Consider the following 15046-nt stretch of genomic DNA (forward strand, 5'->3'; position numbering starts at 1 on the left):
CTCCTCGATTGTGTTTACCCGGCGCTTTGGCTAATCTCGCACAAACCCGCAAAAACAGGCATTACCATGCAAGATCACGCCATCGCCGAACTGCCGTCCCTGCGTCGACAAAAAATCCTGCTGATCCTCGAACGCGACGGCAAGGTCATGGCCTCCGAGTTGAGCCAGCATTTCGCCGTGTCCGAAGACACCATCCGCCGCGATCTGGCGGAACTGGACAGTGCCGGCCTGGTGCAACGGGTGCACGGCGGGGCGTTGCCGCGGCCCAAGGACACCGGCAAGGATTTTTTCACCCGCGTCAGTGAAACCGATGAAGTGAAATCCTATCTGGCGCAACTCGCGGCGAGGTACGTGAAGGACGGCCAGATTGTGATTTTCGATTCTGGCTCCACGACGTTGCAGATCGCCCGTTCGCTGCCAGTGGACATCGCCATCACGGCGGTCACGGCCTCGCCGATCATTGCGATCGCGTTGGCCGAGTACAAAGGCATCAAGGTGATTCTGGCGGGCGGTCAGCTCAATCCGGCGACGATGTGCGCCAGCGGGCATGAAACGTTGCGCCTGCTTCAGGGGATCAAGGCTGATCTGCTGTTCACCGGGGTTTGCGCGATTCACCCCGAGGTTGGCATCAGCTCTTTGCATTTCGACGAGGTGCCGGTGAAACAGGCGATGCTCGACAGCGCCGCCCATGTAGTGGCCGTGAGCATGGCGGACAAACTGGGGGCGGTGGAGCCGTTTGTGGTGGCGCCTTGCCGGCGCATCCAGACGCTGATCACTGAGCGGCATCTGGCCTCGGGTAATGTCGAGGATTACCAGCGATTGGGCATCGAAGTGGTGCAGGCCGACACGGATCTTTAGCGGATTAAATGCACCGCCAGTCCGACCAACGCACAGCCGATCAACACCTGGATCACTCCGCGCTTGAAGCGAAACAAGGCAATCGCCGCTGCAATGGCAATCAGCGCCGAAGGCCAGTCGAGGTGAGCGCTGAAGCCGTTGGGCCAGAGCACGTGGTAGCCGAAGAAACACGCCAGGTTGAGAATCACCCCGACCACCGCGGCGGTGATGGCGGTCAGCGGCGCGGTGAATTTCAGTTCGTTGTGCGTCGATTCCACCAACGGGCCGCCGGCGAGGATGAACAGGAACGAGGGCAGGAAGGTGAACCAGGTCACCAATGTGGCGGCGAGGGCGCCGGCGAGGAACACGTGATCGGCGCCGAACACCTGCTGAACGTAGCCGCCGACAAACGCGACGAAGGCCACCACCATGATCAGCGGACCGGGCGTGGTTTCGCCCAGCGCCAGGCCATCGATCATCTGCGTCGGCGTGAGCCAGCCATAGTGGCCGACCGCGCCCTGATACACATAGGGCAGCACGGCGTAGGCGCCGCCGAAAGTCAGCAGCGCGGCTTTGGTGAAGAACCAACTCATCTGCGTCAGCGTGCCGTTCCAGCCGAACAACACCGTGAGCAGTCCCATCGGCACGATCCATAACACGGCGCCGATCAGCGCCAGACGCAGCAGCTTCACCGCACTGAAACGCGCATGTTCAGGCGTCGGGGTGTCGTTATCGATCAGCGCCGGGCCGTAGGATTTGTTCGTCCCGCTGTGGCCGCCGTTGTTGAATTTCTCCGGAGCCAGGCGTCCGCCGACATAACCGATCACCGCCGCGCCCAGCACAATCAGCGGAAACGGCACATTGAACGCGAAGATGGCAATGAACGACGCCGCCGCAATCCCCCATAGCCAGTTGTTCTTCAGCGCCCGGCCGCCGATGCGATGCGCGGCCTGCAGCACAATCGCCGTGACCGCAGGCTTGATCCCATAAAACAACCCGGCCACCACCGGCACGTCGCCGAATGCGATGTACATCCACGACAATCCGATCAGGATAAACAGCGACGGCAACACAAACAGCCCGCCAGCGATCACGCCGCCCCAGGTCCGGTGCATCAGCCAGCCGATATAGGTCACCAATTGCTGCGCCTCCGGGCCGGGCAGCAACATGCAGTAGTTGAGCGCGTGCAGAAAACGCCGCTCCGAAATCCAGCGCCGTCGCTCGACCAACTCCTGATGCATGATCGAAATCTGCCCGGCCGGACCGCCGAAACTGATGAAGCCGAGTTTTAGCCAAAACAGGAAAGCTTCGCGCAGGGAAATGGCTTGGGGTTTGGCGATTGCGTCACTCAAGAGTTGAGCCTTTTTCAGAGACCGGCGGGTTGCTTACAGTAGCGGGGAAGGGCCGGTTTCGGATAGTCGGCTATGGCCGCACGCGTTCGACGGTTGAAGCTACGGGGGCGGGTTTGATGATCAGCGTGACGATGCAGATCAGGGCCAGACCGAGCATCAGGCTGCTGCCGATATAAGCTGCGGAGATGCCGCTGGCGATGGCCTCTGCACCCACCTCCGATGCCGCGCCGTGAGCAAACACCACGGTCAGAATCCCCAGACCCAGCGAGCCGCCGAGCTGATGCGCCACATTGACCATGCCTGAACCCGCACCTGCGTCGCGTGGATCGACGTCGGTCATGCCGGCGGTGGTCAACGGACTCAGGCTGGCGCCTTGACCGAGTCCGATCAGTGCCATCGGCAACGCGACCTCCAGCAGGTAGTTGCTGTGTGCCGTTACGCCGCTGAGCCAGAGCATGCCGACCAACGCCACCGCTACGCCACCGGCCAACAGCCAGGCGTTGCCGAAGCGCCGGGTCAAGCGCGGGACGGTCAGCGCGACGGCGAAGTTGACCAGGGTGGTCGGCAGGAACGCCATGCCAGCTTCGCTCGCGCTGAAGCCGAGCACTTCTTGCAGGTATTGCGTGGTGAAAAACCAGAAGCCGATCATCCCGCCCAAAAACAGCATGCGTGCCGCATAGGCGCCGGCCCGCACTCGGTGGGTGAACAGGCGCAGGGGCAGGATCGGCTGATTAACCCGCGCTTCATGGGCCATGAATATGGTCAGTAACAGGAGGCCGCCGAGTGCGCTGGCGAGGGTGACCGGATCGGCCCAGCCGAGGGAGGTGGATTCGACGATGCCGTAGACCAGGGCGGTCATTCCGAGGGTCGATAACACGGCGCCGAGCAGATCGAACGTGCCGCCATGCCGCGCCGTTTCGCCGAGGCAACGCCGTGCACCGAGCATCAGGGCCAGGCCGATGGGTACGTTGATCAGAAAACCCACGCGCCAGGACAACCATTCGGTCAGCAGGCCGCCCAGCAGCAATCCGACGCTGGCGCCGATACCTGCTGCGGCGCCATACCAGGCTATGGCGCGGATACGCTGTGGGCCTTCGGCAAAATGGGTGAGCAGCAAGGCGAGGGTGGACGGGGCCAGGATCGCGGCGCCGATACCTTGCAACGCCCGGGCGGACAGCAGCAACGAAGCGTTCTGGGCGAGAGCGACAAGCAGCGAAGCGGCGGTGAACAGCCCCAGCCCGACAATGAACATACGGCGCCGACCGAGAATGTCACCGGCCCGCGCGCCCAACAGCAACAAACCACCGAAGGCCAGGGTGTAGGCGTTCTGCACCCACGACAGACCCGCCGCGGACATCTCGAAGGTTTGTCGGATCCGGGGCAGGGCGGTGATCACGATGGAGATGTCCAGCACGATCATCAGGTAGCTGCTCAGAATCACCAGCAACACGGCGAGTTGGCGTGGCGTGAGGTGGGCGTCGTGGGTAGCGGGCATGGGCGGACTTCTCGGAATGGCAGCGCGGTGCGCCATTTTATGGTCCCGGCGGCTCAGTGATTAGTCAGCTGAAAGGCATTTACCCTATGAGCGTGGCTCATGAATCGAGCAGGTAAACTTCGAGCACGAACCGAGCAATCCCTGTGGCGAGGGGGCTTGCCCCCGTTCGGCTGCGAAGCAGTCGCAAAACCTGCTTGCACGGTATGACTGAAGTAGTCGGGGGCCGCTTCGCGACCCAACGGGGGCAAGCCCCCTCGCCACAGGGGTTGTGGGATTCAGCCCCTGTAACGCAACGCATCCAATAGCAGCGCAAACGCCGGCGAAGCCTGCCGACGACTCGGGTAATAAAGATGAAACCCGGTAAACGGCGCGCACCAGTCCTCCAGCACTTGCACCAACCGTCCTGCCGCCAGATGCGGTGCGACGATGTCTTCGGGAATGTAGCTCAAGCCGAATCCATCCAGTGCCGCGTTCAGCAGTTGATAAACACCATTGAACGTCACTTGCCCGGACACCCTTACATTCAGGCTTTCCTCGGCCTTTTTAAACTCCCAGACGTAGAGGCCGCCATTGGTGGGCAGCCGCAGGTTATTGCATTGATGCTCGGTCAGGTCGCGAGGTGTCCGGGGAATCGAGCGCTCGGCAAAGTAGGCCGGCGAACCCACCACCGCCATGCGCATGTCCGGCCCGATGCGGGTGGCGATCATGCCTTGGGCCACATCCTCACCGAGGCGCACGCCGGCATCGAACCCCTGGGCGGCGATGTCGACAAAACTGTAATCGCAGCACACCTCGACCGAGATGTCCGGGTACTTTGCCAGGAACGGTTTCAACACCGGCCACAGGATGTGTTCCAGCGCGTGGTCCATCGCGTTGATGCGGATAGTGCCGGCCGGTCTGTCGCGCAGGTCACTCAGCGCTGCCAGGCCGATCTCGATTTCTTCGAAGTGCGGGCCGATGGTGTCCATCAGGCGCTGGCCGGCTTCGGTCGGCGAGACGCTGCGGGTGGTGCGGGTCAGCAGACGCAAGCCCAGTCGCGCTTCCAGGCCACGAATCGTATGGCTCAGCGCGGATTGGGAAACCCCCAGTCTGGCCGCAGCCTTGGTGAAACTGCGCTCCCTGGCAACCGCCAGAAAGGCGAGCAGATCATTGGCGTTTTCCCGCAGCATCCATGAGTCCCCCTCATAAGTTTTTCCGAATTGTAGCGGCTAATCCGGGGAATACGCAGCTGATAGATTGGGCGCACTTTTTAAGGCTCAGGAGAATCCGATGCTGACTGTTACCCCCAACGGCGCCCAACCCTCGGCCAAAGGCCCGGCTGATTATTTCACCGGCACCGTGCGGGTCGATGCACCGTTTAAAGGCACCGAAGCGGCGCGGGTCAGTGGCGCCACGGTCACGTTCGAACCCGGTGCGCGCACAGCCTGGCACACCCATCCGCTGGGGCAGACGTTGATCGTCACGGCCGGCATGGGCTGGGTGCAGGAGCAGGACAAACCCGTGCAACAGATCAAGCCCGGCGACACGGTGTGGATTCCACCCCACGTCAAACATTGGCATGGCGCCACGGCGACCACCGCCATGACCCACATCGCAATTGCCGAAGTGCAGGATGGCAACGTGGTGGAGTGGATGGAGCAAGTCAGCGACGGGCAATACCCCGCCGCGCAGTAACCCGCTCAGATCATCTCTGGCAACTTGTCCAGAATTTTGTCCAGGGTGATCGGGTACTCCCGAACCCGCGCACCGGTCGCGTTGTAGACCGCGTTGGCGATGGCCGCACTGACACCGCACAACCCCAATTCACCGACACCTTTGGCTTTCATCGGCGATGAATAAGGGTCGGTTTCCTCCAGGAACATCACCTCCTGGTGCGGGATGTCGGCATGCACCGGCACCTCGTACCCGGCAAGGTCATGATTGACGAAAAAGCCCTGGCGCTTGTCCACCGCCAGTTCTTCCATCAACGCCGCGCCCACACCCATGGTCATCGCGCCGATCACCTGGCTGCGCGCCGAGGTCGGGTTGAGGATGCGTCCGGCGGCGCACACGGCCAACATGCGGCGCACGCGGATTTCCCCGGTGGCACTGTCCACCGCGACTTCGACAAAGTGCGCGCCGAAGGTCGATTGCTGGAACTGCTTGCCCAGATCACCAAACTCAATCGAGTCCTCGGCGACCAGTTCGCCAGCCTTGGCCGCATCCCGCAGCGGCAGGCTTTTATCGCCGGCGTGCACTTGGCCGTCGGAGAACGCTGCTTCCTGCGGGTTCACGCCCAACTTTTGCGCGACTGCTTCGCGCAACTTGACGCAGGCCGCGTACACACCCGCCGTCGAGCAGTTGGCGCCGAACTGGCCACCGGAACCGGACGACACCGGAAAGCTTGAATCCCCCAGGCGCACCACCACGTTGTCCAGTGTCACGCCCATCATTTCCGCTGCGGTCTGGGCGATGATCGTGTAGCTACCGGTGCCGATATCGGTCATGTCGGTTTCAACAGTAACGATGCCCTGGTCATTGAGCCGAACCCGCGCGCCGGACTTCACCAGGTTGTTATTGCGGAAGGCCACGCCGACACCCATGCCGATCAGCCAGCGACCGTCCCGTTGCGTGCCGGGCTGCGGGTGGCGCTGGCTCCAGCCAAACCGCTCGGCGCCGGTGCGCAGGCATTCGGACAGTTGCCGTTGCGAGTAACGGCGTTCGGGATTGGTCGGGTCGACTTGGGTGTCATTGAGGATGCGGAACTCGATGGGGTCGAGGTTGAGTTTCGCGGCCATCTCGTCCATGGCGATTTCCAGCGCCATCAACCCCGGGGTTTCACCCGGCGCGCGCATGGCATTGCCTTCCGGCAAATCAAGGGTGGCGAGACGCATGGCGATCAAGCGGTTGGCCCCGGCGTACAACAGCTTGCTCGGTTGCGCCGCCCGTTCGACCTTGCCGCCGGGCAAGTCGCCGGACCAGCCTTCATGGGCGATAGCGGTGATCTTGCCGTCACTCGTGGCGCCGATGCGAATCCGTTGAATGGTCGCCGGACGATGTGTGGCGTTGTTGAACATCATCGGCCGGGTCAGCGCGACTTTCACCGGCCTGCCGGCCAAGCGCGAGCCGAGGGCGGCAAGCACCGCATCGGCCCTGACAAACAGTTTTCCGCCGAAGCCGCCGCCGATATAGGGCGAGATCAGCCGCAGGTTTTTCTTCGGAATGCCCAGGGTGGTGGCCACGTCGCTGGCGGCCCAGTCGATCATTTGGTTGGACGTCCATAACATCAGCTGATCGCCGGTCCAGGCAGCCATGGAGGCGAAGGGCTCCATCATTGCGTGGGCCTGGTCGGGGGTGGTGTAGGTCGCATCCAGTTGCACCGGCGCGGCAGCGAATGCACTGGCGAAATCGCCATGGCTGACGTCCGGCATCTCCTTGGGCACGACGCCTGAACCCCGAAGGCTGGCGAGATCAAACGCGCCGTCGACGCGGGCGTAGGTGATGTCGAGCCGTTGAGCAGCAGCCCGTGCCTGTTCGAAGGTTTCAGCGACCACCAGCGCGATAGCCTGGTGGTAGTGCTCGATGTCGGGCCCGGCGAGCAACTTCGCCGTGTTGTATTTGCCTTTGCCGAGCTTGCCCGCGTTGGCGGCGGTGACAATCGCGATCACCCCCGGCGCTGACTTCGCCTGTTCAAGGTTCATCGAAGTGATGCGGCCCTTGGCGATGGCCGCGCCGACCACGAAACCATAGGCCTGATTCGGCACCGCGTCGTGATGTTCGTAGGCGTAAGGGGCTCGCCCCGTGGTTTTCAAATGGCCCTCGATACGCTGCGTGGGCTTGCCGATCACCTTCATTTGATCGATCGGGTTGGTGCCGGCCGGGGTCTCGAATTTCATGCGTGGTCCCTCGCTTGCGCCAACACCGACGCGAGCGTGCGCTCGGCCAGGGTCAGCTTGAATGCGTTTTGCTCGGTGGGCGTGGCGCCGGCAAGCAGTTGTGCGGTGACGGCTTTCGCGCCTTGGGACATTGCCGATTCGGCGGCCTCGACGCGCCATGGCTTGTGCGCCACGCCACCCAGGGCAACGCGGCCGGAACCGTCGTTCTGGATCACCGCCGCCACCGAAATCAGGGCGAAAGCATAGGACGCGCGGTCGCGGACCTTCTGGTAAATGTGCGTGCCGCCGAGGGGCGCCGGCAGCGTGACGGCGGTGATCAACTCGTGCGCGCCCAATGTGGTTTCAATGTTGGGCGTATTCCCGGGCAGTCGATGCAAGTCGGCAATTGGAATCAGGCGGGTGGTGCCGTCGGGGCGCACCGTTTCGATCTGCGCATCGAGGACGCGCATGGCCACGGCCATGTCGCTGGGGTGAGTGGCGATGCAAGCATCGCTTACGCCGATGATGCCCAGGGAGCGATTGATCCCGCCGATGGCCGCACAGCCACTGCCCGGCTGGCGCTTGTTGCAGGCCTGGTTGGTGTCATAGAAATAAGGACAACGCGTGCGTTGCAGCAGATTGCCGGCGGTGGTCGCGACATTGCGCAACTGGCCGGATGCGCCAGCGAGGAGGGCGCGGGACAACACGGCGTAATCCTTTCTGATCCGCGCATCGGCCGCGAGGTCGGTGTTGCGCACCAGCGCACCGATTCTCAGGCCGCCCTGATCCGTGGCTTCGATTCGGTCCAGGGCCAGGTCGTTGACGTCGATCAGGTGCATCGGCGTCTCGATGTCCAGCTTCATCAGGTCCAGCAGGTTGGTGCCGCCGGCGATAAATCGCGAACCTTCGATTTTCGCCGCCAGGGCAGCGGCCTCGGCCGGGGATTTGGCGCGGGAATAGGTAAAAGGTCTCATGCGTTGGCCTCCGCGACTTCGGTGATCGCCTCGATGATGTTGGAGTACGCACCGCAGCGGCAGATATTGCCGCTCATGCGTTCCTGCAATTCACGGGCGATCAACTGGGGAGGTTCAGTCAGGCTGGCGCTGGCATGACTGGGAATCCCTTGGCGGATTTCTTCCAGTACGGCCACGGCGGAACAGATCTGCCCCGGCGTGCAATACCCGCATTGATAGCCGTCGTGCTTGATGAACGCGGCTTGCATGGGGTGCAGTTTTTCCGGGTTGCCGAGGCCTTCGATGGTGGTGATTTTCGAGCCTTCGTGCATCACCGCCAGCGTCAGGCACGAATTGATCCGTCGGCCATCGGCGATCACTGTGCACGCTCCGCATTGGCCGTGGTCGCAACCCTTTTTGGTGCCGGTCAGGTGCAAATGTTCGCGCAAGGCGTCGAGCAGGGTGGTGCGGGTGTCCAGGTCCATGGCGTGCGCTTCGCCGTTAACCTGGATGGACAACTTGGCCTGCACCGGTCGCACGAGGTTCGCGGCCGAGGCTTGGGCGCAGATGAAGGGCGGCAGCGCGATGGCGGTCGCGGTCACGGCGCCGACAATCAGAAAGGTGCGTCGGGAAATCGTCTTCCGGTCATGCTCGTCCATTGGTTCGATTCCTGTGCGGTATTTTCTTCGCGCAGCAGCAACCCTGCGCCCTGGCGGAACTCATCAAAGAGTGACATGCGCGGGGGCGAAATGTTTTTGCGTTATTGGGCTATAGAGTTATGCGTGGGGCTCATGAATCGATGGAGGGTGGGGTGTCAGTCGCCATTGATGGTGTCGGACACAACGCCTTCGCGAGCAGGCTCGCTCCCACAGGGAGTTGTGGTCGTACACAATTTTTTGATTCAGCACAGAACAACTGTGGGAGCGGGCTTGCTCGCGAAGAGGCCGTGTCAGTCGACATCAACTTGTCTGACACACCGCCTTCGCGAGCAAGCCCGCTCCCACAATGAAAGGTTTATTGGGTGCCAAACATCGCCGTCCAGTAAATCCCCCCATCGCTCTTCGGGTCCACCGCGTATGCGGCGCCGAGTTCGCGGAATTGCGGGTTCATCAGGTTGGCGCAGTGGCCGGGGCTGTTGATCCAGCCATCGACGACTTTGCGCGTGGTGTCTTGCCCGGCGGCGATGTTCTCGCCGATCTGCTGGGCGATGTAGCCGCCCAGTTCCGCGCGGTCACCCGGCGTGCCGCCCGAGCGGTCCTTGTGGTCGAAATAGTTGTTGTTGGCCATGTCCCGACTGTGGGCTTCGGCGGCTGCACCCAACGTGGCATTCCAGGCCAGCGGTGTGGTGGCAGCGAACGGTTGACCGCCGCACTGACGCGGTTGGGTGCGGGCGACGTTGAGCAGTTCCAGAAGCTTTTGGCCTTCGGCCTGCGCATCGCCCAGGCGCCCGCTCAACAGCGGACGGGCGAGCACGATGCGCCACTCGCGACCTTCGCGGCTTACACCGACATCGATGAATTGCGGGTTCAGCACCACCTGGCAGAAGGTCTCCTGCACGGCCTGCATCGCCGACTGCGCATCACGCGGGCCGGACAGGGTGATCGCCTGCACGTTGACCATCGGATAACCCGCCCGCGCCATCGCCTGTTGCAGGTCGACGTTTTGCGTGGCCGACAGCACCAGGCGTGGATCGGGCGCCAGCGGTGGCAACTCCGGCGACGCTTGGCCGCCACAACGTTGCACCTGGCTGCGGTAGGTGTTGATCGACTGAACCAGTTGCGTCTCGTCGGTGGCCAGGGCCGTGGTGGCGAACACCAGGCCCGACGACAACGCCGCAACACGCAAAACGGATGATAGGACGCGCATGAAAATCCCCCTTGAACGGACTGCGCCCATGATGCGCGATTTCGCCCCGTTCAGGGCAATGGCTTTTTGCTGTTTGTTCGCGGTTTTATCCAGTGATTTGCGGACTACAATGAAGCGAAGTCGCCTGCCGACGCCCTACAGAGCCTGCCCATCATGCGCTTCCCGTGGATTGCATCCTGTCTCGCGTTAACCCTCTTCACTGGCCAAGTCATGGCGGACGACCAGGAACAAAAAAAGGAAGTCGCGGTGGACAAGGCTCAAGTCCTGGAAGAGAAAGCCGCCGATAAAGGCAGCACGGCCCCGGCGCCGAAAAAGGCCGAGACGATCACCCAATCCGAAGTCCAGGCCGTCGACCCGGCCGGCACCGCGCCGCTGGACGAAGCCATCACCTGCATGGCCCGCAGCATTTATTGGGAAGCCAAAGGCAAAGACTCTGCCGACATGGAAGCCGTTGCCAACGTGGTGATGAATCGCCTCGGCCACGAGGGCTTTCCGGATACGGTGTGCGGGATCGTCAAGCAGGGCTCGGAAAAGCATGCCTGCCAGTTTTCGTGGTGGTGTGACGGCAAGCCGGACACGGCTCAGGAAGAAGCCCCTTACGCGATCGCCAAGGAAATCGCGCGCAAGGCGTTGAACAAACAACTACCGGATCGCACCCACGGCGCCATGTATTTCCATGACCGTACGGTGAAACCGGACTGGGCGCATGAATACATCAAGACCGCCCAGATTGGCCTGTTCACGTTTTACAAACCCCATGACGGCGACGCGAAATAGCGCGGTCAGGCGTGGCCCAGCGCGATGGCAAAAGACACTACGATGACGCAGGCAATCGCCAGATTGAAATTCATGAGGAGTTCGTCCGATCTGTTTTAGGTGGTGCCATGGTGAACAGGTCGGAGGGAAATGAAAAATTCGCTTTCGTGATTTGTATGATCGAGAGAAATGATGGGTCGTTGGGCAGGTGCCAATTTCTGCGTTGACTGGCAGGCCGCCTTCGCGAGCAAGCCCGCTCCCACACTGGATCTGTGAATGACACAGATTCAGTGTGGGAGCGGGCTTGCTCGCGAAGAGGCCATCAGCTTCACGCAGATTTAAGATCCGGCATCAATAACCCCTCCAATGCCCCGGCACCCACACCCACTCGTTATGAGACCAACGATACTGCCCGGCCACCCAGTGATAACCCGGCGCGGGCATCACCGGGACCATCTCGACCCGCGGTGGCGGTCGGTGTGGACGGGCCGGTTCGATGACGCAGCCGGACAGGGTGATCGCCATGAGGCTGGCGATCACAGTGGTCTTGAACAGTCGAGACATTGCCTGATTCCTTGATTCATACAAACCGGCGCCAGGATGGCGAGCCGGTAGACCCAGCGTTTAGCACTCAACGCACCCAGCGCCCTTCGATCCAGTACCAGTTCGGCCCGCGCGCCTCCCAGTGCCCCGGCATCCAGCGCCCGCCGTGGTGCATCCGTTGCCAGTGACCGGGCGCCCACACATAACCGCGACCGTCCCAGCGCCAGTGACCGTTGTCCCAGGCGTAACCGGGACGAGCCATCGGCACTTGTTCCATGCGCACGGGCGGCGGCGCCTGGCGGATGATGATCTCGGGCTGAGCAAACACCGGCGTGCTCGCCAGCGCTGCCAGCGCCAGAGGGACGAGCAAGACATGCCGCAACTTGATCAGGGGGCGCACAACGTTCATGACAACTCCTCTAGGCCGGCATCCTGAAAGTGGATGCTGCTGATGAATTGGACGCCGTATCGGGAAAAGATTGGTCCCGGGAAAAATGAAATTTTTTTCAGGTTGGCGGTGGGCGTACAGTGCAAACAGGCTGGCCTGAAATTCCACCAGGCCACGTTTAAGGTCAAAACAGATGCACAGCATCGGACTCATCGTTTACCCCGGTTTCCAGGTGTTGGGCCTGGCCATGTGCGCCACCTTCGAAATGGCCAACAGCGTCGCGGATGAGCCGGTGTACAGCATCGCCTTGCTGTCGGAGCAGGGCGGGACGGTGCAGACGTCGGCCGGGTTTGGCGTGGAAACCACCTCGTTCGACCAGCGCACTTTCGACACCTTGCTGGTGATGGGCGAAAACCTGGTTCGCCCGGTATCTCCCGGCATGGTCGCGTTCCTGCGTCATGCCAGCCTGACCACCCGGCGCCTGGGTTCGATCTGCACCGGCGCCATCGCCCTGGCCGAAGCCGGATTGCTCGATGGCCGGCGGGCGACCACTCACTGGTGTCACGCCCGCGTCTTGCAGCAGGCTTATCCGAAGGTGATCGTCGAAGAGGACCGCATCTTCATCAACGACGGCAATATCTGGACCGCGGCGGGCATGAGCGCCTGTGTCGACCTGGCGCTGGCCCTGGTGGAAAAGGATCTCGGCGCCGAAATCGCGCGCCGTGTGGCCCGGCAATTGGTGGTCTATCACCGGCGGGCGGGGGGCCAGTCGCAGTTTTCCGTGATGCTGGAACTCGAGCCGCGGACCGACCGCATCCAGGCTGCGTTGACCTATGCCAAGCACAACCTCAAGTCTTCGCTGTCGGTGGAAGAACTGGCGGTTGCCGCCAACCTGAGTCCACGCCAGTTCAGTCGGGTGTTCCATGCCGAAACCGGACAATCACCGGCCAAAGCCGTGGAAAACCTGCGGGTGGAAGCGGCGCGGCTGATGATGGAAACCGGCCGGCATTCCATCGATGTGGTGGCGACCGACACCGGTTTTGGTGATCGCGAGCGCATGCGTCGAGCGTTTATCCGGGCGTTCGGGCAACCACCGCAAGTAATCCAGCGGGCCAATCGCGGCTGATGTCCTAAAAGGTGGCGTATTCGGCATTTAAGACAAAATATGATTACCGTAATATTGATCTCGTTGAAGCCCATTCCCTCAATGAGATCGCCGCCATGTCCATCGTCAAAGCCGCCGCCGTACAGATCAGCCCGGTCCTTTACAGCCGTGAAGGCACCGTCAATAAAGTCGTGCAGAAGATTCTCGAACTCGGTGAACAAGGCGTGCAGTTCGCCGTGTTCCCGGAAACCATCGTGCCGTACTACCCGTACTTTTCCTTCGTGCAGTCGCCCTTTGAAATGGGCGCTGAGCACTACAAGTTACTGGATCAGGCCGTGACGGTACCTTCCGCTGCAACCGAGGCCATCGGTGCAGCGGCGAAGCAGGCCAACATGGTCGTGTCCATCGGCGTCAACGAACGTGACGGCGGTACGCTATACAACGCGCAGTTGCTGTTCGACGCAGACGGCACCCTGATCCAGCACCGGCGCAAGATTTCCCCGACCTACCACGAACGCATGGTCTGGGGCATGGGCGACGGCTCCGGCCTGCGCGCCACCGACAGTGCCGTGGGTCGCATCGGCCAACTGGCGTGCTGGGAACATTACAACCCGCTGGCCCGTTATGCGTTGATGGCCGACGGCGAACAGATCCACGCCTCGATGTACCCCGGCTCGTTCGCCGGCCCGTTGTTCACCTCGCAAATGGAAGTCAACATTCGCCAGCACGCGCTGGAGTCGGCGTGCTTCGTGGTCAACTCCACGGCGTGGCTGAACCCCGAACAGCAAGCACAAATCATGGCCGACACCGGATGCCCGATCGGCCCGATCTCGGGTGGTTGCTTCACCGCGATCATCAGCCCGGATGGCGTGGTGCTGGGTTCGTTGCAGGAAGGCGAGGGCGAGGTGATCGTTGATCTGGATATGTTCCTGATCGACAAGCGCAAACGCATGATGGATTCGCGCGGTCACTACAGCCGTCCGGAACTGCTGAGCCTGCTGATCGACCGCACGCCGACGGCGCATGTGCATGAGCGCGGTGTGCAGCCTCAACAAGTGGAAGAAGTGTGATTCTGCCGACGCTTTAAATGTGGGAGCGGGCTTGCTCGCGAAGGCGTCGCATCAGTCAACATCATTGCTAACTGACAAACCGCCTTCGCGAGTAAGCCCGCTCCCTCAAGGGGCTGTGCGTTGGGGGCTTAGAGCTCCATACCCAGGAAGATCAGGGTATTGCCATGGGCCTCAACGGCCGCGCGCTGGTTGTAGCTGTCGCGGTGGGAGCAGTTGAAGCCATGTTCGGCCTCCGGATACACCACGATTTCCACGTTGTCGTTATTGTCGAAACGCTCGGCGATTTTCTCCACGGCTTCCAATGAGATGTGGCTGTCCGCCTCACCGAAGTGCATCAGCAACGGCACCTGGATTTCATCGGCGCGGTCGAGTTGGTTCTGGATGCCGCCGCCGTAATAGGCGATGGCTACGTCGACGAAACCGTTGGCGGCGGTGTGATACGACAGCAAGCCGCCGAAGCAGTAACCGATCGACGCGATGCCGCCATCCAGGCCCGGTTGGGCTTGCAGGGCATCGATGGCCAGTTTGATGTCGGCCTGGGCCTTGGTCAAGTCGGTGGCGTTCATCAACTCCACTGCGCGTTTCCAGCCGGCTTCGTCGTAGGTCAATTCGATGCGCGGGCCGCTGCGCCAGAACAGGTCCGGTGCGATCACCAGGTAGCCGTCGGCGGCGTATTGCTCGGCGACCGAGCGGATGTGTTCGTTGACGCCGAAGATCTCCTGGATCAACACAATCCCCGGACCCTTCTGGGTATGGGGAATCGCCAGGTAAGCGCCGAATTTACCTTCGGGGCTGTCGATCTCGATCCATTGGGTGGTCACGCTCAT

The 15046-nt window shown here is 62.0% G+C and carries 15 protein-coding genes; 5 read left to right on the forward strand and 10 right to left on the reverse strand.

Going from position 1 to position 15046, the window contains the following annotated elements; genetic code table 11:
- Positions 1-66 precede the first annotated feature (66 nt).
- Positions 67-858, forward strand: coding sequence for a DeoR/GlpR family DNA-binding transcription regulator (locus tag ACIQY3_RS08150; protein ID WP_403018425.1), 792 nt, complete (start codon positions 67-69; stop codon positions 856-858).
- On the opposite strand, the gene chrA is transcribed toward ACIQY3_RS08150, so the two are convergent.
- The 3 genes from chrA to ACIQY3_RS08165 form a co-directional block, all read right to left on the reverse strand.
- Positions 855-2189: a chromate efflux transporter gene (gene chrA / locus ACIQY3_RS08155; RefSeq protein WP_403018426.1), complete on the reverse strand. Its 1335-nt coding sequence runs from the start codon at positions 2187-2189 to the stop codon at positions 855-857. The genes ACIQY3_RS08150 and chrA overlap by 4 nt on opposite strands.
- A 70-nt stretch (positions 2190-2259) precedes the next feature.
- Positions 2260-3684, reverse strand: coding sequence for an MFS transporter (locus tag ACIQY3_RS08160; protein ID WP_403018428.1), 1425 nt, complete (start codon positions 3682-3684; stop codon positions 2260-2262).
- A 275-nt stretch (positions 3685-3959) separates the two neighbouring features.
- Positions 3960-4853, reverse strand: coding sequence for a LysR family transcriptional regulator (locus ACIQY3_RS08165; RefSeq protein WP_403018430.1), 894 nt, complete (start codon positions 4851-4853; stop codon positions 3960-3962).
- A gap of 100 nt (positions 4854-4953) precedes the next feature.
- On the opposite strand from ACIQY3_RS08165, the gene ACIQY3_RS08170 reads away from it, so the two are divergent.
- Entirely contained in the window at positions 4954-5358 is a 405-nt protein-coding gene (locus tag ACIQY3_RS08170; protein ID WP_403018431.1) for a cupin domain-containing protein, read from the forward strand.
- Between the two features lie 5 nt (positions 5359-5363).
- Here the strand turns inward: ACIQY3_RS08170 and paoC are convergent, their stop codons facing one another.
- From paoC to ACIQY3_RS08190, 4 genes are all read right to left on the reverse strand, one after another.
- Positions 5364-7559: an aldehyde oxidoreductase molybdenum-binding subunit PaoC gene (paoC, locus tag ACIQY3_RS08175; RefSeq protein ID WP_403018434.1), complete on the reverse strand. Its 2196-nt coding sequence runs from the start codon at positions 7557-7559 to the stop codon at positions 5364-5366.
- Positions 7556-8512: an FAD binding domain-containing protein gene (locus ACIQY3_RS08180; RefSeq protein ID WP_403018436.1), complete on the reverse strand. Its 957-nt coding sequence runs from the start codon at positions 8510-8512 to the stop codon at positions 7556-7558. Before ACIQY3_RS08180 ends, paoC begins: the two co-directional genes overlap by 4 nt.
- Positions 8509-9150, reverse strand: a complete 642-nt coding sequence (gene paoA, locus ACIQY3_RS08185) for an aldehyde dehydrogenase iron-sulfur subunit PaoA (RefSeq protein ID WP_403018437.1) — start codon at positions 9148-9150, stop codon at positions 8509-8511. Before paoA ends, ACIQY3_RS08180 begins: the two co-directional genes overlap by 4 nt.
- A 355-nt stretch (positions 9151-9505) precedes the next feature.
- Positions 9506-10357: a CAP domain-containing protein gene (locus ACIQY3_RS08190; RefSeq protein WP_403018439.1), complete on the reverse strand. Its 852-nt coding sequence runs from the start codon at positions 10355-10357 to the stop codon at positions 9506-9508.
- Positions 10358-10510: 153 nt separating this feature from the next.
- On the opposite strand from ACIQY3_RS08190, the gene ACIQY3_RS08195 reads away from it, so the two are divergent.
- The gene (locus ACIQY3_RS08195; RefSeq protein ID WP_403018441.1) at positions 10511-11134 is read left to right on the forward strand and encodes a cell wall hydrolase; all 624 of its coding nucleotides are present in this window, start codon (positions 10511-10513) and stop codon (positions 11132-11134) included.
- Positions 11135-11464: 330 nt separating this feature from the next.
- On the opposite strand, the gene ACIQY3_RS08200 is transcribed toward ACIQY3_RS08195, so the two are convergent.
- Together ACIQY3_RS08200 and ACIQY3_RS08205 are read right to left on the reverse strand one after the other, a co-directional pair.
- Positions 11465-11677, reverse strand: coding sequence for a YXWGXW repeat-containing protein (locus tag ACIQY3_RS08200; protein ID WP_403018443.1), 213 nt, complete (start codon positions 11675-11677; stop codon positions 11465-11467).
- Between the two features lie 67 nt (positions 11678-11744).
- The gene (locus ACIQY3_RS08205) at positions 11745-12065 is read right to left on the reverse strand and encodes a YXWGXW repeat-containing protein (protein WP_054050395.1); all 321 of its coding nucleotides are present in this window, start codon (positions 12063-12065) and stop codon (positions 11745-11747) included.
- Positions 12066-12237: 172 nt separating this feature from the next.
- Between ACIQY3_RS08205 and ACIQY3_RS08210 the strand changes: the two genes are divergently transcribed.
- Both ACIQY3_RS08210 and ACIQY3_RS08215 read left to right on the forward strand, forming a co-directional pair.
- On the forward strand, positions 12238-13170 hold the full coding sequence (locus ACIQY3_RS08210; protein WP_403018444.1) for a GlxA family transcriptional regulator: 933 nt from the start codon (positions 12238-12240) through the stop codon (positions 13168-13170).
- 95 nt (positions 13171-13265) lie between these two features.
- Positions 13266-14219 (forward strand): nitrilase-related carbon-nitrogen hydrolase, encoded by a 954-nt coding sequence (locus tag ACIQY3_RS08215; RefSeq protein WP_403018445.1) that lies wholly within the window; start codon positions 13266-13268, stop codon positions 14217-14219.
- A 128-nt stretch (positions 14220-14347) separates the two neighbouring features.
- Here the strand turns inward: ACIQY3_RS08215 and ACIQY3_RS08220 are convergent, their stop codons facing one another.
- Positions 14348-15046, reverse strand: a complete 699-nt coding sequence (locus ACIQY3_RS08220; RefSeq protein ID WP_403018446.1) for a dienelactone hydrolase family protein — start codon at positions 15044-15046, stop codon at positions 14348-14350.

The sequence above is a fragment of the Pseudomonas sp. NPDC096950 genome, assembly GCF_044762525.1.
Taxonomy (GTDB): domain Bacteria; phylum Pseudomonadota; class Gammaproteobacteria; order Pseudomonadales; family Pseudomonadaceae; genus Aquipseudomonas.